Origin of the sequence: Gordonia effusa NBRC 100432, from assembly GCF_000241305.1 — a bacterium.
GTDB classification, from domain to species: domain Bacteria; phylum Actinomycetota; class Actinomycetes; order Mycobacteriales; family Mycobacteriaceae; genus Gordonia; species Gordonia effusa.
This window is the reverse complement of sequence record NZ_BAEH01000121.1, coordinates 1-20,839: the sequence shown is the minus strand read 5'-3', so window position 1 is coordinate 20,839 and position 20,839 is coordinate 1. Positions and strand designations below refer to the sequence as shown.

Below are 20,839 nucleotides of genomic sequence, written 5' to 3'. Positions count from 1 at the left end.
TAGGAACGACGCTCACGTGAGCTGATCCCCGGTCCTCACTGATTTGGCCTCCTGCTGCGCGTCATTCAGGGCCTTGTAGAAGACGCGACCGTCGTCCTCCGAACCGTCGAACCTGAGCTCGACTACCTCGACGTCGCCATCGGCACCTGTACGCGGCTCAACCTTCAGCTTCGTGTCAGTCAACACCGCGACCCGCCCTTCCAGTAGCGCAATCTCCTTGCCCACGGACACTGTCACACCGCCGAGTTCAAGTTCGAGACCTTGAACAACCGCTACCGAGATCTCGTCGCCAACTTCCAGCGCGAGATTCCCACCAGCGTGTAGCACCACGTCGAACTCTGCCCACGTACCTCTTACTGCGTTCCCCGACATGATCTGCGCGATGCGGTGTACCTCCAGCGCCTGTGCCCGGGTCATTCCTGATGGCAATAGCAGTCGATGTGACGTATGTACCTGGATTACACTGAGGTTTCGCGCAGTTCGCGCGATCGACTTCATCTCACTGTCGGGCTCTCGGGGCAGTTCGCCGGACCTCATTGTCGAGTACTCTCTCGGCCCGTAGACACGAGACAACCCGACTGAGTTCGGCCTATGCGAATGTGACCAGAACTCCAGCGCATCAACGACATCGTCAGGTGCTCGGCCAACGTAGTCTCCCACCAAGCTCACGTTCACAGTGCCCGACGCATCGCTGGGGACGAGAATCTCGAACAGCAGCATCCCCGCAGCATCTCGCCATACCGTCCGGTATCCGCCGTTGGGACCTTGGGTACGCTCGACCCTCTCTACCTGCACCTCCGCGATCGTCTCACCCGCAGGAGACAGCACCCCGACGACAAGTTTCGCCGGCGGTTCGATCTCACCGTCGTCACCGACAGGTGCGATCTGGAGCCTTCCGTCTGAGCTACTAACACCAAGACCGCCTGGAAGAGGGAAATCGACCACCGATTGCCCCTCTGGAAGCTCCACCGGAGTGCCGTAATCGAGGAACCTCCGATACTGCTCGGCCAACTCGGTCCCGGCTTCGGGCGCGTAGATCGTCAGATTGCCGGTGAGTGGACGCTCTTCCAGCGCAGCCATGCACGTCACGAAGATGCTGACGTTGACCCACCCGTGAGAATCGGATCCGTATCCGGAGACCGCCACCAGTCCGGCACGGTGTGCAGACGTACGTTCCGGGGGCTGTGCCGTCATCGACACTTCGTAGCGATAGTGAGGGTCGTACTCGTTGATAGCCTGATATATGTCCAGAAGATCGTTTCTCACATCGATGGGCTCAAGCGGCTCGCCCGTCGACCGACCTTCGCGGCCCGCGATAATTCCTGCGAGCCGGTCCAGCTGTTCCTGTAGTCGCTCTCGACCGTCGCGTAGGTAGTAGTCGATCACCTTCGGATTCTGACTAACCAAGTACTCGACCTGATTCAGACCCATCCATTCACAAGGGAACCCGGCTGATTCGGTGAAAGTCGTGAACCAGCCCTCATTGCCCGGCGTCGGGTCCAACGGCATGACCAACGTCCACGAGTCGATATCCCACCCCTCCGCTTCGGCCGACGTTACGACCCGGTTGAACGAGCTCACGATCTTCCGCTTCGGACTGTTCGTCAGGTTCTCCGCGAACCGCTTGACTTGGAATACCTTTCGACGGCGCCTGCCCGGATCTTGCGGGACGAAAATGTCGACACCTCCGTCGCCGCGGCCAGGCCGCACTCGCCACGCATTGGGATATCGCGAGCACAGCAGCATTCCGACGACCGCCTCGACTTCCTCGCCAGACAGTCGTGTCCACTCGATCCGAGTCATGCAGACAATTCTGGCATTGGCCGAGGTATCCACCGGGTCGACACGTCGTGACTTCGTCGTGACTTCGGAATGTCCGCAAGCCGGTCCCCGTTCAGTGAGACGCTCTCCGAGCGGCCGGCCGGTGGCAGGCCGCCCAGGTCGCACAGTCTCGTAAGACCCGTCCGGTGATAGTCGCAATGAGAGTACCTCTAACGTACGATTGAGTCATGAAGATCGGCTATGCGCGCTGCTCCACCGACGAGCAGGACCTCACCGCCCAGATCGACGCCCTCACCAAGCTCGGCGTCGACGAGCAGCACCTATATACGGACCCCGGCTACACGGGGACCAACCGCGATCGGCCCGGTCTGCGCGAGGCGTTAGCCGCGGCGAGCCGTCCTGGCGACGAACTGGTGGTCACCAAGCTCGACCGCCTGGCCCGCAGCGTGCCCGACGCCCGGGACATCGTGAAGGGCCTGACCGAGAAGGGCGTGAAGCTCCGCATCGGCGAGAGCCCGCACGATCCCGACGACCCGACCGGCCGGTTGCTGTTCAACGCACTGGCGATGGTCGCCGAGTTCGAGGCCGACCTGATCCGTGCGCGTACCCGCGAGGGCATGGCCGTCGCGAAGGCGAAAGGCCGGCTCAAGGGGAAGAAGCCTAAGCTCCCGACCAACCAGGAACGGCGTCTCGTCGAACTGTTCCACTCCGGCGAGCACACCGTCGGCGAGCTGGCCGAGGACTTCGGAGTCAGCCGGGCGACGGTTTACCGCGCCGTCGAGCGCGCCGGTACGAAGGTGGCGTCGTGAGCGTGATGATAGCTGCCTCTGAGGCTGTGACCAGTGATCCGCAGCCACCGTCGGGGTATTGGTGGGCCCAGGTGCTCTCCGGACCGCTCACCGCCCTCATGGTCGGGCTTGCCACCATCGTCATCGTGGGCATGGCCGGCAGGCGCCGGGAAGCGGAGGTCCAGCTGAACAACCTCCATCGCGAGCTGACCAGCGAGCGTACGAATGCTGCCCGCGACCGGCTCTTCCGGCAGATGTCCAAGCAAACGGCGCCGATCGATGAGTACGCCAAGGAGAGGCGCGAGAAGGCGATCAACGACTACTTCACGCTCCTGTACGCCGTCGAGTATGCGGCTATCACCGTCAAGGCCTTCTGCAGCAAGTGGCCTATGTGGTGGGGCGTCAAGTACTTCCGGGGGGTCCTCCCGAGGAAGCGTGCTGAGTTCCTGAAGTGGCATCTCGATGCGATCAAGATCGCCGTCAACGACTTCCACAAGAACTACGGGCACAAGCCCCTCCGTCTCCCTGAGCTGAAGGACGAGGATGCATTCTGCCGCCTGCAGGAGCACTACGAGACGCTCAGTCGTCGCAAACTGTTGACCGGTAACAGCAGCGAATAACGAGCGAACGCGAGCGGCGAAGCTGTTAAGTAGGCACCGTGCGCGTAAGTAGACACCGTGCGCGACGACGAGGACCTGACCGGCGTGGAGGCGGATGAGATGTTCCGGTGAACCGCGGATCTGGGACATGCGATCAACACGCTCGGCGACGCGGCCGACTAACTCGGCCCGCCACCGCCTCTCCTCCTCATGGTGCAGCTACACGCGCCGCCACGGCTGCTCGGCGAGAGTATCGATGACCGCGTGCGGATCGCTGAATAGACGCGCAAGACCGATGAGCTTGGCGGGAAACGTGCTCGGGGCGGCGGCGAACCTTGCCTCGTCGAACGCGACGCTCAATCGGGCCCGCCATAGCCACGGCAGCTGATCGGCTGCCTCGTCTTGGAGCACCCCGGCTTCGGCCGCGAGAGGTGTCACCTGTTTGCGGTGGCGACGCAGCAGCCGTTCGTGTGGATCATCGTCGTCCTCCGGCGGCTCCTCTACGGCGTGTTTCCCCGCTTCGGCAAGGAGACGCGCTGTGGCTACGCGCAACTCAGAGTCGTCAGTGCTGACGACCAAGGGGATCGGTACCGACTGGACCCGCCATACCGCGCCGATCTCGATGGCCAGCGACACGTTGGACGGGTCCTCGTGGACGTTAACGTACCGGAACACGTTGACATCCGGGGCGCACTTCGCGCTTAGTTCCACGTCGCCCATGAGGCTGGGTAGCTCTGCGTGTATTCCCGGCTCGATGACGCAATCGGACCGGAGCTGAACTCGGTGGAGGTAGAACTGACTTCCCGCATCGCTCTGACTGTCCATCCTGCGGAGCATGTTCTCGATGGCGGCCTCGTAGGTGCCGACGTGGAGTGCTTTGGCCTTCTGGCCCGCCACCCAGCGCTCGACCGTCCCAGGAGACAGCCCGCTCTCCTCCATCCGCTCTTTGGCGACGTCAGTCAGCTGCGCAGCGGGGTCGAAATCCCGGCCTGGCCAGACGGCGTGCGTCGACGAGTGGTACCAGTACAGGCTCCGAACCGTGCTGTCGTCGTAAACAGGGTCCTGTGGACGGACCCAGAAGTTCGGGCGGTGCTCACTGGTGCAATCGGTCCCGCACGCCGGACAGGACTGGTCGCGCGTGTCGAAGCGGTCGAGCCACTCGGCGCTGACCTCCCACTCATGAGAGCAGGTTCCGCAACGCATGTAGCGGAGGCGTTCGAAATTGACCGTCCGTTCGATCATCAGGGCAGTATCCCACGCGGGCCGTGAGCCTCCGCAACATTGACTCAACCGGCGGCGCAGAGCCCATCGTCAGCGTGATGGCAGACAACGGCGAGACCCTGTCGTTCACCCCGGTTACCGCCGCCGCCCTGGCCGAGATGCTTGCCCGCGCTGCCATGGCCGAGATCGCCATGCAGCTCAAGGTCACGAACTCGTACCCAGAAACGGCCTTCGAGCACCTCTACGACGTCGCCGCTCCCGCGCCGCGGGATCACGAAGACGTCTACGACTGGTGCTACGACCACCTGTACGAGTACACGGGTGAGGGGCCTGAGTACGCCGACGTTCCTGCTGCGTACGAGGTCGAGATCCTCAGTGCTCCTGCGCCTTTCGCGCACCTGGTGGGCCTGAGAGTCGATTCCTACGGGTAGTTGCGACGGCGAAGCCGTCGACGACCGCCACCTCGAACACCACACCGAGGGAGGGGCCGTCATGACCACCACGCTCGTCGATCCTTGGGTCGAACGACAGATCCGCCAGGGCCGATTGGCACCCGGCGCCCGCGGCCTCAGCCGCGCCGAGGCCGCTGACCAGCACAACGCCGCCAACGCGCTCACCCCCGAGGACCACGACTACCTGTATTCGCCTGGGCAGGCGCAGGACGTCGCCCTCGCAGCGCTGTCGATGGTCGGCGTCGACCTGCCGGTCGGCACCCGTGTGGTGCTGACCGACGTCGTGGCGGGCCGGTGCGGTCGCGCCTACCGGGCCAACGCCGGCCAGGTCGAGGCCGCCGTCGAGGAACACCGACTGACCACCGGCGAGGCGATCAGCGCCGCAGGCATCGTCGGGGCCGGCACGGCCAGCGCCGACACCGCAGGCGGAGTCGCCGACGGCCGCTACCGGGGCAATACCGCGATCAAGCACGCCGACGCCGTGACCGGCTACGTGGTGCTGCCGGTCAGCGTCGACGGGAACTCGATCAGCGTCCTGGGTCAGACGTACATGCTGACGCCGACCGCCACCGGTGGCACCGCCGACATCCTCGGCCAGCGCGTGACGCTGACCGCGAACACTCTCTACTATCATCTGCCGGCACACGTCCGAGCAGAATGGTTCGGCCACACCGAGTGAACCAGAGCCACTACGTCGCCGCGGAGATCGACCTCTCGCCGATGGTCGCCGCCGCCAAGGAGCGCCGGCTACGGGCGGTCTAGGCTGTCCGGGGGACAAAGTTGTGATCTAGGGGCGCCCTGTCAGGATGTCTCGCTAGGGTTCGGAGTGGCGCATCGCCATCGCATTCGAATCCCCAGGAGTAGTAGATATGTCCTTGCTCGCGACGAAGACTCGACGGAAGTGTTTCATCTCTTATCACCACGACGATGAGTCGGAGGTCCAGGACTTCATCGAGACCTTCGATCACAGCAACGACGTGCTGATAGCCCGAGGGATCGGCGCGAGCATGTCCGGCGACATCATCAACAGTACAATCGAGGACTACATCAAGTCGAAGATTCGCGAGAAGTACCTCCGCGATACGACCGTCACGATTGTCCTGGTAGGCCGCAACACGTGGGGACGCAAGTTTGTGGACTGGGAGATCGCCGCCTCCCTCCGCAACACCTCGACTGCGACGGCCAGCGGATTGATGGCGATCACGCTCCCGTCTGCCGCTGACTACTACGACAAGAAGCTACCGGCGCGAGTCGATGACAACGTCGCGGGTGCGGAAGGGCGGGATGGATACGCGCGCTGGTGGCAGTACCCAACGAGCACCGAGAGCCTCGCCCAACTGATCGAGATCGCGTACGACGCCCGGACGTCGCGCGCTGGTCTGCGCGACAACACCCGCGCCCTGCGGTTGCGAAACGCATGACCGCAGGGCTCGCCGACGCGGACCTTCCTGGAGTGTGGCGGGACGCAGATACTTCGTCACTGAGCGCCCAGAATCTCACGTTGCGCCTGACTAGGGCGAAAGTCGGCGGCGGTGTGTTCGCTGCGCTTGGCGGCGCACTGACGTGGCAATTCGGCCGCGTCGACCTCGCGGCCGTGATGATCCTTATCGGCTTCTCCGTGGCGCTCGGCTGCGAGGTCACTGCGGCGCTGTGCAAGCCCGAGCAGAAGTGGTACGACGGGCGAGCGGTTGCCGAGTCGGCGAAGACGCTCGCCTGGCGGTATGCGATCGGAGCCGATCCGTTCCCGTCAGACATGCCGCGCGCCGACGCCCACGACCTACTCCGTCGGCGACTGTCGGATATCACACGCGAGGTGTCCGACGTCGTCGTCTTCAAAACATCAGATGTCATCGTCACCCAGCGCATGGATGAGTTGCGCACGGCGGCGTTCCCAGTGCGCCGCGACGCCTATGTGGACGGGCGCACCATAGATCAGAAGAAGTGGTACGCCAGGAAAGCGGAATTCAATCGCAAGCGCGGTCAGATCTGGCGCGTTGTCCTAGTGCTGGCAGAGGTCACGGCGGTGATGCTCGCGTTGGGCAAGCTGTTCGGGAACTGGCAGATTGACTTCGCGGGCCTGTTCGCCGCGTTCATTGGGGCCGGCGCCGCGTGGGTCGCGGTGAAGCAGTTCGCACCGTTGGCATCTGCGTACTCGGTGGCAACGGCAGAACTGGGAATCCAGGCGAATCGGCTTCGCTCGGTTGAAGAGGAACGCTGGGCATTCGTCGTGGCCGACGCGGAGGAGGCGATCAGCCGGGAGCACACCACGTGGCTGGCATCCAGAACTAGCATTCGACCGTATGGAAGTGGCTCCTGAACCAGAAGCGAAAAGGAACCCTCTAATCGACCCTCTAATAGCAGGACGACGCGGGTATGCCCAGGGACGACTAGGGCTCGCCTTCGAACCGTTGGGGACGCTCTGACCAGTCGATACACGTTTGCCACCAGCAGATTCACTGCTTGTGTTGGGCATAATCAGCGGGTTCGGGGTTCAAGTCCCTTATGGCGCACCAGCAACCTCCGTCCGGATTGTCCGGGCGGAGGTTTTGCTTTACCGCTGCTGAGAACCGAACCGTTTGCTCCCTTCGGGGGGGGCGTCGTGTCCTCGGCAGGTAACTGTGGTGCGGTTCTCAGTGGGATGCGCTCGGCCGCTCGCGCCGACCTGTGCCTATCCTGTGCCAGTGGAGCAGCGGTGGAATCCTTTGTAGCGCAGGTCGCTCCGGTACTCGTCTTCCTGCTCGCCATCACGGTGGTCGCTGAGATATGCCAGCATGCGGGAGTCTTCGACGCTGCAGCTCGGTTAGCGGCGAGGTGGGGCCGGGGGCGAGTATGGGCACTGTGGTTCTTGGTCGTGATACTCGCGACAACGTCGACCGCCGTCCTGAGCCTCGACACCACGGCCGTGCTCGTGACGCCGGTCGTGCTTGCGATGGCACGGCAGGCCAAGATGCCGGCACTTCCGTTCGCGATGGTCACCGTCTGGCTCGCCAATACGGCGTCGCTGCTGCTGCCGGTGTCGAATCTGTCAAATCTGTTGGCGCTGCATCATTTTGGCGACCAGAGTTATCTCGCGCTGTCCTGGCGACCGGCGCTCGCCGCCATCGGAATCACGATCGTGGCGGCGGCGCTGCTCTACCGTCGGCAATTGCGCGGGCGCTACGAGCGGCATCTCGACGTCGAATTCCCACGCGATCATGTCCTATTCGCGGTGGCGTGCGCGGTATGTATCGCGCTGGTACCCGCGTTCATATCCGGCCTGATGCCGGCGATTCCAGCGGTTGCCGCGGCGCTGATCCTGCTGATCGCGTTATGGGTACGCGACCGCGAGCAAATACGCCGCATCGCGGTGCCATGGCATATGGCGATCGCGGTGGCGGCACTGCTGGCTTTGATGCGGGTGCTCACCGATGGCGTGCTGGGTGATCTGGTGTTGTCGGCCGCTGGCGGTGGAGATGGGCTGGGAGCCTTGCTGCGACTTTCCGGAGTCGGGGCGGCATCAGCGAACGTGGTGAACAACTTGCCGGCCTATCTGGCACTGGAGTCGGCGGCCGCCGACTCGCCGGTGCGGTTGATGGCGTTGCTGATCGGAGTGAATGTCGGACCGATCGTGACGATCTGGGGATCGCTGGCAACGATTCTGTGGCGTCAGCGTTGTGCACGGGCTGGGGTCTATATCGGCGTCGGACGTTTCGTCGGGCAGGGGATGGTGGTCGCGTTGGTCGCTGTCGTGGTCGCTACCACGGTGTTGTGGTGTACGACCTAGTTGTCTGACGTGCGAATGATGCGGCCCCGCCAGGTATTCCTTTACACTTACGTTACTCTTGCGCGCGGGTGGGAATGCCCCGCGTCGCACACGGTGATATCGCGGTTGGTTGGCGACGGAAGCAGGAAAAATTCATGGTGAATGGTCGTGCCGGATTGAGGCGACGGTTGGTGCCGGTACTCAGTGCCATTGTGTTGGTCGGTCTGGTGGGCAGCCTGACGTCGTGCACCAAGGAAGCGACCTACAGTGACCAGGTCGGCAGTTCTGCGCGCTTCGACGACATGCTCAAGCCGACGTTGGCGGTCACCGAGTGGGCAAACAAGCCACTGGTCGACGACGCCATCGGTATTCAGCCCGGCGCCCCGATCACAGTGAAGGCGGGCGGTGGATCGCTCACCTCGGTCACCATCAACAAAGCCGACGGCTCGCCCCTCAAAGGTGAGCTGAGCGCCGACGGCACCACCTGGACCAGCGCGGAGCCATTCGGATACAACCGGCGCTATACGGTCAACGCGAAGGCTGCCGGAGTTGGCGGCGAGAGTATGAGCAACGTGTCGTTTACGACGCGAGCTCCGCAGAATCTCACTCAGGCGTACCTGGTACCGCGCAACGGCGAGACCGTCGGCGTGGGCCAGCCGGTCGCGGTGAAATTCGACGAACCGATCACTAACAAGAAGGCCGCCCAGGCGGCGATCAAGGTGACCACGACACCTGCGGTCGAGGGCGCGTTCTACTGGATCAGCGACCAAGAAGTACGGTGGCGGCCCAAGGAATACTGGAAGACCGGCACCAAAGTCGACGTCGCGGTTAACACCTACGGCATCGACCTCGGCGGCGGCCTATTCGGGCAGGAGAATCTGCGCTCGTCGTTCAAGATCGGCCGCTCGATGATCATCACTGCCGACGACAAGACCAAGCAGGTCGTGTTCCGTCGAGACGGCAAGGTGATCCGCAAAATGCCAACCTCGATGGGCAAGGACGCTACGCCCACCGACAACGGGGTCTACCTGGTCGGCGACAAGCATTCGATGCTGGTCATGGACTCGTCAACATACGGTGTGCCGGTCACCTCAGCCGATGGTTATCGAACGCCCGTGGACTATGCCACACAGATGTCTTACAGCGGCATCTATTTCCATTCGGCACCATGGTCGGTGTGGGCCCAAGGCAACACCAATACGAGCCACGGCTGTCTGAATCTCAGTCCAGACAATGCCCTGTGGGTAATGAACACCACCCTGCGCGGCGATCCGGTAGAGGTGCGTCACACCGTCGGTGGCCGGCTCCCCGGAACGGACGGACTGGGCGATTGGAATGTGCCGTGGTCGGTGTGGTCGAAAGGCAACGCGTAGCCACGACCGGCAGCTGGCCGACGACGACCTTGACATCGAGCAATGATACGATCGCCGGTGTTAGCAACCCGTCGAAGGAAAGTGTTCGATAGACATGGCTGTGGTATCCCCCTGGGAGACAGAAGAACTCACCGCATTGCGGGAGATGGCTCGCGCGTTCTGCGAGAAAGAGCTGGCGCCGAACAGCGAGAAGTTCCGCGAGCAGCATCACGTCGACCGCGACCTGTGGAATAAGGCTGGCGAGGTCGGCCTGCTCTGCATGTCGATTCCCGAGGAATATGGTGGCGGCGGTGGCACATTCGCACACGAAGCCGTGTTGATGGAAGAGCAGGCTCGCGTCGCCGACTCTTCGTGGGGCGTCACCCTGCACAACGGAATCATCGCGCACTACTTGCTGGCCTACGGGTCCGAAGAGCAGAAGAAGAAGTGGCTGCCCAAGATGGCATCGGGCGAGGTCGTCGGCGCGATCGCGATGACTGAACCGGGCACCGGGTCAGACCTGCAGGCCGTCAAAACCAAGGCGATCCGCGATGGTGATGACTACGTCATCGACGGTTCCAAGACATTCATCACGAATGGGCAGCAGGCCGATCTGATCATCGTCGTCGCGAAAACCGATGTGTCCGAAGGGGCTAAGGGTATCTCGCTCATTCTCGTTGAAGCCGACCGCGAAGGTTTCCGCCGCGGCCGCGTACTCGACAAGATCGGGCAGCGCGGTCAGGACACCTCCGAGCTGTTCTTCGACGGGGTGCGCGTCCCGACGTCGAATCTGCTGGGGACCGAAGAAGGTCAGGGCTTCATCCAGCTCATGCAGCAACTTCCGCAGGAACGGTTGATCATCGCGGTTACCTCGGTCGCCGGTATGGAAGCCGCCGTGGAATTGACCTTGGAATACACCAAGGAACGCACCGCCTTCGGACGGCCGATCTTCGGCTTCCAGAACACCAAGTTCAAACTCGCCGAGGCAGCAACGGAGACCAAGGTCGCCCGTGTTTTTGTCGACGACTGCATCTCGAAGCACATCAAGGGCGAACTCGACATTCCGACGGTCGCGATGGCCAAGTGGTGGGTCAGTGACCGTGCGATGGCAGTGGCGGACGAATGTCTGCAGCTTTTCGGCGGCTATGGCTACATGAACGAATACCCGATCGCCCGCATGTGGGCCGACAACCGCGTGCAGAAGATCTACGCGGGAACTAACGAAATCATGAAGGAAATCATCGCTCGCTCGCTGTAGCGCTGTCTTGGTCCGGGTCGGTGGTAAGTTCTCTGCCAGTGTGTTGCCACCTTGGTTGCGGCATCGACCACCGACCCGGACGAAAGGCCTTCTACATGCGCGCACGCGCGGGCATTCTCGCCGCATCGGCGCTGTCAGCGGCTATCGTCGGTGCGGGGTTGACGCCACTGGGCAACGCGCAGGCCGTGCCGGCCAACTATTTACCTAGTTCAGGCTGCGAGAACGACCTCCCGCCGAAGCCCAAGCCACGGCCGACTACACCCCAAGATCTGATTCCAAAACTGCCCGATCGGATTGGCATTCCGCTGCCATATCCCAAGATCATTCCGGTGCCCGAGCCAGCGCCCAAGGAAAAAATCACCCGCATCAAATCGGAACCGGCGCCGAAGAATATCTGCCATGATCCGTGCCCGGATATCACCGACCCGCCGAAGCCCAAGAAGGCGACCGACGGCAACGGCAGTCTGTCCATTCAATTTCCCAAGATCGGATTCGACCTCAATCCGATCAACATTCCCATCGTCGTTCCCAATCCCAGTCCACCGGCCAAACCGAAGCCGCCGGCAGCGGTCCGGCCTGGAGTCGATGCCGCTCCGCTGACCAGCAAGCCCGCGACACCGCGGATCGGCAAGGTGCGCTGGGTGTCGACTGTCACGGGTAAGGGGTCGACTAGTCGCACCGACAAGCGCTGGCAGGTGCAAGGCACCGACCTCGGCATCATGTGGGAGTCAAAGCCGGGCCAAGTCGCCATCGCATTCGGCGACAGCTTCGGTAAGGGTTTCAAGCCGCCGGGCGCCAACGGGCGCGATTGGCGCAGCAACATCCTCGGCTTCTCGTCGACCAAGGCCAAGGACCTGCACAAGGGCCTCGCGATCGACACGATGATCCAGGACAGTCGGTGCCACGCAGTTCAGGTGCTCAGTTCGCGCCACGTCAACTACTACGAGATGACCACCATCCCGACGTCGGGTTTCGCCATCGGTGACCGCCAGTACATGACGTATATGTCGGTACGGACCTGGGGACCGATTCCGGGGGTGTGGTTGACCAACTATGGCGGCCTTGCCTATTCCGACGATGGCGGCTCCACGTGGACGCGTGACCCATATGCCCGCTGGGACAACATCTTTGGCACTTCGCAGTTCCAGGTATCGAGCATGGTCCCGCAGGGTGACTACGTCTACATGTTCGGTACGCCCAATTCGCGGATCGGCTCTATCGGCCTCGCACGAGTCCCGAAGGATCAAGTACTCAACAAGACCGCTTATCAGTACTGGCGCGATGGCCGTTGGATTCCAGCTCGCGACGGCAATGCGGCGTCGGTCCTCCTCGCCGGTCCCACCGGCGAATTGTCGGCACGCTACGACGAAAAAGCCGCTCGCTGGGAACTCAGTTATCTCGACTCTTTGCGCGGTTCGATCGTGTTACGCACGTCGAAATCGCCGCAGGGGGCCTGGTCGGAAGCCGCGCCGATGGTGAACTCCGGGCGTTATCCGCAGCTATACGGCGGATTCTTACATCCGTGGTCGACTGGCAATGATCTCTACTTCACGATGTCCACGTGGACCGACTACAACGTCTCGCTGATGCGCGCGCGAGTGGATTACTGAATTCGAATGCGGTTGACGCGCAACGATATTGGTTAAAGCGCGAGCGTAGCGCGCTGGCCGACGTCGAGTGACCAGCGGTACTTGTAGCAGATGATGGCGCGGCCCGCAGCGTCTGTAGTACGTCGTCCCGTCTCGGCGCCGCTACATGGGTCGCCGATGGACGGCTGCCCGGCCGCTAGGTATCGAGAGGTGGCTACGGGCTGCTGAGCGGCCGCCACGCCAGCGGGAGCAACAGCCGACGCGCAGACAGCGGCAAGGAGTATCAGTCCCGATGATTTGGCGGGCATGTAATCCAAGGTACGCGCATGTCGAGGGCCTGTCGGAACTTCCGCGCAGTTCTGCAGATCATGCCCGTTTAGCGCGGCGCTGATTTCAACCCTTGTCGATGCCGCGACTATCTAGCAGTCTGGTGGCACTTCCGCGGGTGTGGCTGAGTGGTCAGGCACCGGTCTGCAAAACCGTTTACACGGGTTCGAATCCCGTCACTCGCTCCAATGGTCACGCTATTCGTTACTGCGCCAACCTCTTTCGAATGGGAGGCGCCACGCATGCGGTGCGATGAGTTGATGAATCTGATTGGGCCCCCACGAGCCCGGAGCATACGGCTTCACCAGTGGCGGATTCTCCAGCAGGGGAATCGAACGTTCCCACAATGATTCGATGCCTTCGGCGGTGTTGAAGAGCGTGTGATCGCCGTTCATCGCGTCCAGGATGAGTCGTTCATAGGCCTCGAGTACGTCGTCGGCGCGGTCGGTCTCCTCGGTCGAGAATTGCATCGACAATTTGTCGAGACGCATGCCCGGGCCTGGTCGTTTGCCGTAGAAGGACAGCGAGACTCGCGACTCGTCGGCGAGGTCGAAGGTCAGGTGGTCGGGGCCTTGCGCGCCGATACCCGAGCCGGTCGGGAACATCGACTTTGGTGCCTCTTTGAACGCGATCGAGATGATGCGTTTGCCCTCGGCCATCCGTTTTCCGGTGCGCAGATAGAACGGGACACCGGCCCATCGCCAATTGTCGATGTGGGCGCGCAGGGCGATGAAGGTTTCGGTGTCGGACTCGGGATCGACGCCGGCTTCCTGTCGGTATCCGGCGTATTGACCGCGCACGACGTTGCTCGGCTCGATCGGTTCGAGCGAGCGGAAGACTTTGTTCTTTTCTTCTGAAATCGCCCGAGGCTCAAGGGCTGTCGGCGGTTCCATCGCGACGAACGCCAATACCTGAAAGAGGTGGGTGACCACCATATCCTTGTATGCGCCGGTCGGCTCGTAGAAGGCCGCGCGGGCATCGAGGCCGAGTTCTTCGGGAATGTCGATCTGCACATGATCGATGAAGTTTCTATTCCAGATCGGCTCGAAAAGCCCATTGGCAAACCGGAACGCGAGGATGTTCTGTGCGGCCTCTTTGCCGAGGAAATGGTCGATGCGGAAGATCTGGCTTTCGTGGAATGCTTCGTGCAGTTCGGCGTTGAGGGCGATCGCCGAATTAAGATCCACGCCGAATGGCTTCTCCATGACTACCCGGGACCGCTCGATGAGGTTGGCCTGGACCAATGTGTCGATGACAGCCGTCGCGGCCTTGGGCGGGACGCTCAAGTAGTGCAGCCGACGTGGTGTGCCCGGCAGTTCGGCCTCGCATTCAGCGACCTTGGCGGCCAAGGCCTCCGGGCCCGCCGACGTCGGGACGAAATGCAGCATCGGCGCGAACTGTGCCCATTCGTCGTCGGTCATCTTGCGGGCACCGACGGTGGCGATTGATTCCCGCGCGAAGGCCCGGAACTTCTCGTCGTCCATGTCGTCGAGGCTGGTACCGACTACGCGAATATCCGCGGTGAGTTTCAAGACCGCGAGATGTCCAAGGCCGCAGAGCAATTTGCGTCGGGCGAGGTCGCCAGTGGCTCCGAACAGCACGACGACGTGCGGTTGACCGTGGATTTCTGATCGATGGCCCTGCGCCGCTGGACTCGGATAGGCAATGGTTTGAGGTTCGCGCGATGCGTCCTCAGCGTCGGGTGGGGTGGAGTTAGTTGTCGACGTCACCGTGCCATGGTGCCATTCCGCTGGCGTATGCGCTGCTCGGTTCGATGACCTTGGACGGGTCGTGGCGGGCTAGAACCGGTGCCCGGGCCGCTGGCCCCGGCGCCGGTGAAAATCGTCCGAATAGGTGCCCAGCAAGGGCAATGTGCCCTCGCCGACCACCTATTCGGACGATTTTCACGGGGCGCCTGAAAGGACAGTGCCCTCACCTGCACGGGCAAGTGAGGGCACTGATTTCTCGGGGTGGATGACGGGACTCGAACCCGCGACAGCCAGGATCACAACCAGAAATTCCGTGACGGGAAATATTTAGTTGTTGGCTTGCTCCAATGCACTTTCCAAAGCAAGTTGACTGCAACCTTCCTGTTGCGGCAGACATGATGGCTCTCTGCCCAAGTTGGCAGCTAGTGCGGTCATGGTTGCTCATGGAGGCGCCAACGGGTGCCCAGACTGAAAATTATCTGAGGCGGTATCCAGCATTGAGGAACTTTCTTTGCTCAGGATATTGGCTCGATAACCACGGACCTAAGGCAATTGTCCCGAGTGCCGAAACCTAGCGAAAGCTGGACATTAGGCCTGACTCTCAATGAACGTATATATGTCGGATCGGATGATGTGTCCATGATTTTCCTTGGCGCCTTGTCTATACCGGCATACTGAGCGTTTGCCTCTTCAATACCAATGCAGCTTGGGAGATTGAATCGCACAAAGCTGTAGGACCATTTTTGGCTTTCAGTGTCGATGATGACAAGAACTTCGTTGATATGAACGCCCTGCGGGGATGTTACAGATCCTTCGAACTCGTTCCGACTTGAATCGGCTGGATATGTTTTGAGTCCAGCTCCTGTTCGCGCTGCCACCCCCCGCGCGGTGTGTGGTGCGTCATCCGCGAGCTCAGCGATTAGTCGCCAGACGGGTGCACCAGCTTGAGTGCCTTTGCTCGTTGACGGGGAATTGGTCGGAGATGCGTCAGCACTGCAGGCTCCAGCGCATAGCATTGCCACCACTGTCGCTGCAGCAGTGACCGAAGACTTGGAAAATAATACGCCCATATTACGGACACCCTTTCGAATAATACTCGCGGTAGTTGATTTGAGGGCATGTCGAGGGTCGGAGTTTCGCCACACGTTGGCCGATCTCGTAAGCCGCGTCCTGCTGGCTCCGCCGACCGCCTTGCCATTCTTTATAGAGTTTATCCAAGGCAGCGGAATCTTCGCCGCTATCGGACATAGTGTATCCGAGATCTTTCCCGGTCGCCTGCAATACGTCATCGCGAACTTTCATTTCATTAAGTACAGCGTGCCCTTCGCCTGTGAGCTGGTCATCTACCGATCTTACGGATGTATTATCGAGCGCGTGGCCCATTTCGTGTGCGAGCGGGCGCGCAAGATCATCTGGGTTTCCATTCAAACTATCGGCGTCGATTACTATCGTCTTGCTTAGTCTGTCGGTGTAGGTCCCTTTTCCGGCGGTGCCGATTTTGAACTTCTAATGTTGTGACTTCAAAGTTGCGTATTCATTACTCAGTGTGGGCGACGATTTGGCTATTCGATTTGTCCGCATGTATTCATCGAGATCGCTGTATTTGGTTGGGGTCGGCGCTTCGCTGGAGCCGGAGGGCGTGGGCAATTGAGGCCCGATCTGAGCCCTCGGTGTATGGGGTAGGTAGGTTGGCTGGTGCGGAACGCGCACGATGGGTGTTCCGTTGCCTTCGCCGGGCCCTGGTCCAGGGTTGGCGCCGATGTTCGGACCGCCACTGAGCCGCCATTTCCGGTTGTTGCCGGGGGCGGCGTGTTTTGAGTTGGTGGAGGTGTATATGTCGGAACGCTGATACACGGCCAGTTGGAGCCGTATTGGGCGCGCATTTGGTCGCAGAGTGCGTCTGCTGATGCGGTGGTGCTGGCTGAGAACGTTGTCGCCAGTCCAACTGCTAGAACGACGGCGGTAGTGGACGCGAGTCCGGCAATGAGCCGACGACCGACGTTGTTGTGTTTCATAGGTAGTGTGGTTTGCCGTAGACGTGAATGGTGTTGTCGTTCAACGGTGTTGAGATCGCGACCGACACATACGCTCTAACGGCAACCGGTCCGAGACATCCTGAGACTTTCAGGTGGACACCGTCGAGTTCGATTCCGGCGTGCGCGGCGGCGAGTATCTTCGTGCCGAATGAAACGTCGGAGATGGTGCCGGGACGAAGCGTGGTGGAGACATTCGGGAGGACTTGGGCGCCGATTACCAGTGCGGGTGGGTAGGTGATCGACATCTGCGCGGTGGGACCACCGGTAACTCCGAGGGTGATACCGGAGGTGACATCGGTGTTGCAGGCGACAGCAAACCCCACTGAGAGCGCACCCGAGTTCACCGCAGTTTTGCCAGCGCCGCGAATATCAGCGGTGCCCTTCAACGAAAGATATCCCTCTCGCGTCCAGGGGCTTTGATCCAACGGCGGCACCGAACGCACCTTCTCGCGCAGCTTCGACGCCGACACGACCCACCCGTCATCGGTGCGCTTAGAAACCGTCCGGTCAGCGAACGATGATGGAGCAGCCGTCGCGGTCCCTGTAGATCCTGAAGTTGCAAGAAGGGCGGCTGCGGCAATGGCAGCGATCCCCCCGGTCCGGCGTAACACTATGTTGAACCCCTCGTGTGTTGTAGTCAGGCATATCAGTGCGATTGCCAGACGGTGGAGTTATTAAACCACGGATTGCACTTCTTGTATGTCCTCTTTTTTGCGACGAGGAAGATCGACTCAGTTCGCCTGGAGCAGGAGCGGACAGGATGCCCGACAATCTGATAGAAACGCCCCACCAAGACTCAGCCGTTCGAGGTGGGGCGCTTCTTGCTCGTTCTAGCGGGACCGGTCAGCCTGAGTCATCAAGTGCGCTACAGAACATGCGGCTAGCCCTTGTTCCACGCGCTGTATCAGTTCCGATGCCGACGACAACCCCACCGCCAACGCTTCCAGATCAGTCGCGTCCATCAACGCACTCTGCACGTCGAAACACATGCCGGGTCTCGATGCCGTCATCCAAACTCACCCAGGTCTTCGCCTCCAACGGCACAATCGTTCGCTGGGAAAGTATGCAGCAACTCCACATCGAAAGTGCCCCAACAAATTTCAGTAGATTCCGATTGCTCGGCGACTGTCGGTTGAAGGTGGAACACGCTGGCAACTACACCGACCGCCTTGAGGTTGGCAGCGACTGTTCAGTTTGGCTAGTCAATCAAGAAGCGTCATCACAGGCTCGCAACTTTGAGTGCTTGCAGATACATCTGCGATGGGGCCAGGGGGAGCGGCGAACGCGGGCATTACATCTGTGAACGGTTGCGTTTGGGACTCTTCCGTGAGTGTTCGGTTCGCGGAAAGGCACCTAGCGTTGCAGTCCTGATCTAAAAGAAGAAGGTCAGAGGGCGAAAATGCCCTCTGACCTGTCGGGTGGATGACGGGACTCGAACCCGCGACAGCCAGGATCACAACCTGGTGCTCTACCAACTGAACTACACCCACCATAGGCATCGTCGGGAAGAACCTTCCCACGAGCCAGGCTCATACTTTAGCGGGTCGCACCGCCGGAATGCCAATCGGTTTACCGACCGCGTGTTTACGCAGGTCCGAGTTCCTTGACGATGGCCGCGAGCGCGTCGGTGTCAGGGCCCGGGGCCTCCACGAACACCGCCGCACGGTAGTAGCGCAGCTCAAGAATGGACTCGCGTATGTCGGCGAGCGCGCGATGCGCGAGCCCCTTTTGCGGCTGGCCGTAATAGATCTTGGGAAACCAGCGTCGGCACAGTTCTTTGATCGAGCTGACATCCACCATGCGGTAGTGCAAATAGGCGTCGAGCTCGGGCATATCCCGCGCGATGAACGAGCGGTCGGTGGCAATTGAGTTGCCCGCCAACGGAACTGATCCAGCGGTCGGGACATGCTTGCGGATGTAGGCCAATACCTCGGCCTGCGCTTGTTCGATCGTCACCGTGGACGCGCGGACCTCATCGGTGAGGCCCGACGACGCGTGCATCTCCTTGACGACGTCGGGCATATTCGCCAACGCTTCGTCGGATGCGCCGATGACGATGTCAACACCGTCGCCGAGGATGTTGAGGTCACTGTCGGTCACCAGCGCGGCGATCTCGATCAGCTTGTCGTTGACCGTGTCCAGACCGGTCATTTCGCAGTCGATCCATACGAGTTTGTCTTGCACGCGCTCAACACTAGGCCATCGGGCCGACAGGCTTTGGTCTGTCATCGCTGGCCTCTGCGGCGACGGCGGTTATCGCGCGGTCGGGAAGTGTCCGAAGTGACGCCGCACGCGAAGGAGTTTGACGCCAGAGAGTTGTCATAGGTCGAATGTATGTTCAAGGTATGGGAGACCGGAGGAAGCATCGGGGCGGCGGATACCGCTGGTTATCGTCGGCGCCTTCCTCGTGGTCGGGGACTGATCCCGACGCTTTAGGCCTCACCGATCCCGCCTCCGGCGATATGGGCGACTTGCTGGCAGGTGCTCTGCACGATTGGCGGGGCGAGGGCTACCTCAACTATCACCGGTACCAACTGTTCGCCGCGATGCACCGGGAACGGGTTCTCGAACTGGAGACGCGAGCGCTCCAGGATTTTCGTTCCGGCGCCGTCGCGCGGAAGGCTTTTGTCGACTGCGCGAGTCAGATCGGAATGGCGCTCGGGGTGAGCCAGGGCAGGGCCGAGGGGATGCTGCAGGAGGCTGTTGATCTCATGACGCGGCTTCCGCGGGTCGCTGAACGTATGCGCGACGGCGTGATAGATCGAGACATCGCCGCGAAGCTCATTGAGCGCACCGATCTCATCATTGACGAGAGCGATGGATCTGACGAATCTGATGGAGGTGCACCTGAGGCCGCAGTCGCGCAAAGCGGTACGCCCAGCGCGCTGGAAGAAGTGGATTCTGCTATCGCGGCCGAATTGGATCGCGGTGCCGGCGCCTGGTCAATACACCTCGCCCGCGACATGGCGGATCGCATCGTTTTCCGCCAGCACCCCGACGCCGTGCGGGCGCGTCGAGAGGCGGCGAAAGCAGATCGGCGAGTGTGGACGTCAAATCAAGGCGACGACATGGGGTTGATTGCGGCGACCATGACCGGCGAGCGCGTCCGATTGTCGATTGAATCGGTGCGGGCGCTGGCGAAGTCGGTGTGCCCCAACGATCCACGGACCGTGTCGCAACGCAATTCAGACGCGGTATTCGCATTGCTCAATCAGGTGGCGTTCGAATGCGGTTGCGACGGCGCGCAGACTTGCACCGCAACGATCTCGAAAGTCGACTCGGCTGACGACATCGCTCTGGTGCCGGTAAAGACGAAGGTCGTCGTGCACGTGGTGGCAGACAAGGCCACGGTCGATGGAAGAGAACGCAATCCAGGATTCGTGGAAGGGCACGGAGTGATCTCGGGAGATCACGTACAGGACCTCATTGACGAACCGACGACGATCATTTCGCCATTGGGGCCCGACAATGCGCTGGCAACTTTCATTGAGGCTCTGGACCGCGACGCGTCATATGACCTCGCCCCGAACAGTCTTCCACTGAACAGGCCCACGCTGAACGGGACTGTGCCGGAATGTAATTCGCCAACCGATACTGACACCTCGTTGACCGATACCGACACCTCGCCGGCCGTCGACGCCGCCGAGACCCACGGCGCGCAACGCATCATCCGGACGGCGCAGATGCGGCAAAGCGCGGGTGAGAACTCGGATGGCGAATACGAGAGTGCCGAGAATTCGTGCGCAGAGAATCAGCGCGCGGAAAACGAGTGCGCCGAAAATCAGGACGTGGAAAACGAGTGCGCCGAAAGCTTCGGCGGCACAACTCCATCCGCTTCAACGACGCGGCACCGGGTGACTCAGCAGATCGTCCTGCCGTCAACGCAACCGTCCAATCCTTATCGGCCCTCTACGTCTCTCGATATGTTTGTCCGCATCCGAGATTGCTACACCTTGATCCCGGGCAATACTCATTCGGCATTCC

General features: G+C 61.4%; 19 protein-coding genes and 2 tRNA genes. 13 read left to right on the top strand and 8 right to left on the bottom strand.

Features of this window, described 5'->3' with window-relative positions; translation table 11 throughout:
- Positions 1–12: 12 nt before the first annotated feature.
- Positions 13–1,803, bottom strand: coding sequence for a restriction endonuclease (locus tag GOEFS_RS20905; RefSeq protein ID WP_007319950.1), 1,791 nt, complete (start codon positions 1,801–1,803; stop codon positions 13–15).
- A gap of 206 nt (positions 1,804–2,009) precedes the next feature.
- Between GOEFS_RS20905 and GOEFS_RS20900 the strand changes: the two genes are divergently transcribed.
- On the top strand, positions 2,010–2,591 hold the full coding sequence (locus tag GOEFS_RS20900; RefSeq protein WP_007319949.1) for a recombinase family protein: 582 nt from the start codon (positions 2,010–2,012) through the stop codon (positions 2,589–2,591).
- On the top strand, positions 2,588–3,190 hold the full coding sequence (locus tag GOEFS_RS20895; protein WP_007319948.1) for a hypothetical protein: 603 nt from the start codon (positions 2,588–2,590) through the stop codon (positions 3,188–3,190). Before GOEFS_RS20900 ends, GOEFS_RS20895 begins: the two co-directional genes overlap by 4 nt.
- A gap of 198 nt (positions 3,191–3,388) precedes the next feature.
- Here the strand turns inward: GOEFS_RS20895 and GOEFS_RS20890 are convergent, their stop codons facing one another.
- On the bottom strand, positions 3,389–4,411 hold the full coding sequence (locus GOEFS_RS20890) for a hypothetical protein (protein WP_007319947.1): 1,023 nt from the start codon (positions 4,409–4,411) through the stop codon (positions 3,389–3,391).
- 77 nt (positions 4,412–4,488) lie between these two features.
- Between GOEFS_RS20890 and GOEFS_RS20885 the strand changes: the two genes are divergently transcribed.
- The 8 genes from GOEFS_RS20885 to GOEFS_RS20850 all read left to right on the top strand — a co-directional run bounded on the left by GOEFS_RS20885 (position 4,489) and on the right by GOEFS_RS20850 (position 12,804).
- Positions 4,489–4,821 carry a hypothetical protein gene (locus GOEFS_RS20885; RefSeq protein ID WP_138918096.1) on the top strand — a complete coding sequence of 111 codons (333 nt, stop codon included), beginning with the start codon at positions 4,489–4,491 and terminating at the stop codon, positions 4,819–4,821.
- Positions 4,822–4,882: 61 nt separating this feature from the next.
- Entirely contained in the window at positions 4,883–5,521 is a 639-nt protein-coding gene (locus tag GOEFS_RS23860) for a hypothetical protein (RefSeq protein ID WP_007319945.1), read from the top strand.
- A 190-nt stretch (positions 5,522–5,711) separates the two neighbouring features.
- The gene (locus GOEFS_RS20875) at positions 5,712–6,263 is read left to right on the top strand and encodes a TIR domain-containing protein (protein WP_007319944.1); all 552 of its coding nucleotides are present in this window, start codon (positions 5,712–5,714) and stop codon (positions 6,261–6,263) included.
- Entirely contained in the window at positions 6,260–7,159 is a 900-nt protein-coding gene (locus GOEFS_RS20870) for a DUF4231 domain-containing protein (RefSeq protein ID WP_007319943.1), read from the top strand. Before GOEFS_RS20875 ends, GOEFS_RS20870 begins: the two co-directional genes overlap by 4 nt.
- A 375-nt stretch (positions 7,160–7,534) precedes the next feature.
- A complete protein-coding gene (locus GOEFS_RS20865) occupies positions 7,535–8,605 on the top strand; it encodes an SLC13 family permease (RefSeq protein ID WP_007319942.1) in 1,071 nt (356 codons plus the stop codon).
- 134 nt (positions 8,606–8,739) lie between these two features.
- Positions 8,740–9,957: a L,D-transpeptidase gene (locus GOEFS_RS20860; RefSeq protein WP_007319941.1), complete on the top strand. Its 1,218-nt coding sequence runs from the start codon at positions 8,740–8,742 to the stop codon at positions 9,955–9,957.
- 94 nt (positions 9,958–10,051) lie between these two features.
- Entirely contained in the window at positions 10,052–11,194 is a 1,143-nt protein-coding gene (locus GOEFS_RS20855) for an acyl-CoA dehydrogenase family protein (RefSeq protein WP_007319940.1), read from the top strand.
- A gap of 95 nt (positions 11,195–11,289) precedes the next feature.
- Entirely contained in the window at positions 11,290–12,804 is a 1,515-nt protein-coding gene (locus GOEFS_RS20850) for a glycoside hydrolase family 183 protein (protein WP_007319939.1), read from the top strand.
- A gap of 32 nt (positions 12,805–12,836) precedes the next feature.
- Here the strand turns inward: GOEFS_RS20850 and GOEFS_RS20845 are convergent, their stop codons facing one another.
- Positions 12,837–13,091, bottom strand: coding sequence for a hypothetical protein (locus GOEFS_RS20845; RefSeq protein ID WP_040525841.1), 255 nt, complete (start codon positions 13,089–13,091; stop codon positions 12,837–12,839).
- Between the two features lie 133 nt (positions 13,092–13,224).
- Here GOEFS_RS20845 and GOEFS_RS20840 point away from each other — a divergent pair.
- Positions 13,225–13,298: transfer RNA gene (locus tag GOEFS_RS20840), tRNA-Cys, on the top strand.
- Between the two features lie 9 nt (positions 13,299–13,307).
- Here GOEFS_RS20840 and zwf read toward each other — a convergent pair.
- Positions 13,308–14,840, bottom strand: a complete 1,533-nt coding sequence (zwf, locus tag GOEFS_RS20835; protein WP_007319938.1) for a glucose-6-phosphate dehydrogenase — start codon at positions 14,838–14,840, stop codon at positions 13,308–13,310.
- Between the two features lie 1,125 nt (positions 14,841–15,965).
- Between zwf and GOEFS_RS23320 the strand changes: the two genes are divergently transcribed.
- Positions 15,966–16,280: a hypothetical protein gene (locus GOEFS_RS23320; protein WP_007319937.1), complete on the top strand. Its 315-nt coding sequence runs from the start codon at positions 15,966–15,968 to the stop codon at positions 16,278–16,280.
- A gap of 550 nt (positions 16,281–16,830) precedes the next feature.
- On the opposite strand, the gene GOEFS_RS20825 is transcribed toward GOEFS_RS23320, so the two are convergent.
- The 4 genes from GOEFS_RS20825 to orn all read right to left on the bottom strand — a co-directional run bounded on the left by GOEFS_RS20825 (position 16,831) and on the right by orn (position 19,039).
- Positions 16,831–17,325, bottom strand: a complete 495-nt coding sequence (locus GOEFS_RS20825) for an MspA family porin (protein WP_083837384.1) — start codon at positions 17,323–17,325, stop codon at positions 16,831–16,833.
- Between the two features lie 360 nt (positions 17,326–17,685).
- A complete protein-coding gene (locus GOEFS_RS23315) occupies positions 17,686–17,865 on the bottom strand; it encodes a hypothetical protein (RefSeq protein WP_138918094.1) in 180 nt (59 codons plus the stop codon).
- A 407-nt stretch (positions 17,866–18,272) separates the two neighbouring features.
- Positions 18,273–18,345, bottom strand: a tRNA-His gene (locus GOEFS_RS20815).
- Between the two features lie 94 nt (positions 18,346–18,439).
- Positions 18,440–19,039, bottom strand: a complete 600-nt coding sequence (gene orn, locus GOEFS_RS20810) for an oligoribonuclease (RefSeq protein ID WP_040525835.1) — start codon at positions 19,037–19,039, stop codon at positions 18,440–18,442.
- 161 nt (positions 19,040–19,200) lie between these two features.
- On the opposite strand from orn, the gene GOEFS_RS22690 reads away from it, so the two are divergent.
- Positions 19,201–20,839, top strand: a 1,639-nt coding sequence (locus GOEFS_RS22690; RefSeq protein ID WP_007319934.1) for a DUF222 domain-containing protein, incomplete at its 3' end; no start/stop codon positions are given.

Excerpts from the sequence above, each read along its gene's own strand:
- GOEFS_RS20845 (WP_040525841.1), bottom strand. The coding sequence starts at position 13,091 with ATGCCCGCCAAATCATCGGGACTGATACTCCTTGCCGCTGTCTGCGCG.
- GOEFS_RS20890 (WP_007319947.1), bottom strand. The coding sequence starts at position 4,411 with ATGATCGAACGGACGGTCAATTTCGAACGCCTCCGCTACATGCGTTGC.
- GOEFS_RS20870 (WP_007319943.1), top strand. The coding sequence starts at position 6,260 with ATGACCGCAGGGCTCGCCGACGCGGACCTTCCTGGAGTGTGGCGGGAC.
- GOEFS_RS23315 (WP_138918094.1), bottom strand. The coding sequence starts at position 17,865 with ATGACGGCATCGAGACCCGGCATGTGTTTCGACGTGCAGAGTGCGTTG.
- GOEFS_RS20855 (WP_007319940.1), top strand. The coding sequence starts at position 10,052 with ATGGCTGTGGTATCCCCCTGGGAGACAGAAGAACTCACCGCATTGCGG.
- GOEFS_RS20905 (WP_007319950.1), bottom strand. The coding sequence starts at position 1,803 with ATGACTCGGATCGAGTGGACACGACTGTCTGGCGAGGAAGTCGAGGCG.
- GOEFS_RS20885 (WP_138918096.1), top strand. The coding sequence starts at position 4,489 with ATGGCAGACAACGGCGAGACCCTGTCGTTCACCCCGGTTACCGCCGCC.
- GOEFS_RS20860 (WP_007319941.1), top strand. The coding sequence starts at position 8,740 with ATGGTGAATGGTCGTGCCGGATTGAGGCGACGGTTGGTGCCGGTACTC.
- GOEFS_RS20850 (WP_007319939.1), top strand. The coding sequence starts at position 11,290 with ATGCGCGCACGCGCGGGCATTCTCGCCGCATCGGCGCTGTCAGCGGCT.
- GOEFS_RS23860 (WP_007319945.1), top strand. The coding sequence starts at position 4,883 with ATGACCACCACGCTCGTCGATCCTTGGGTCGAACGACAGATCCGCCAG.
- GOEFS_RS20900 (WP_007319949.1), top strand. The coding sequence starts at position 2,010 with ATGAAGATCGGCTATGCGCGCTGCTCCACCGACGAGCAGGACCTCACC.
- GOEFS_RS20875 (WP_007319944.1), top strand. The coding sequence starts at position 5,712 with ATGTCCTTGCTCGCGACGAAGACTCGACGGAAGTGTTTCATCTCTTAT.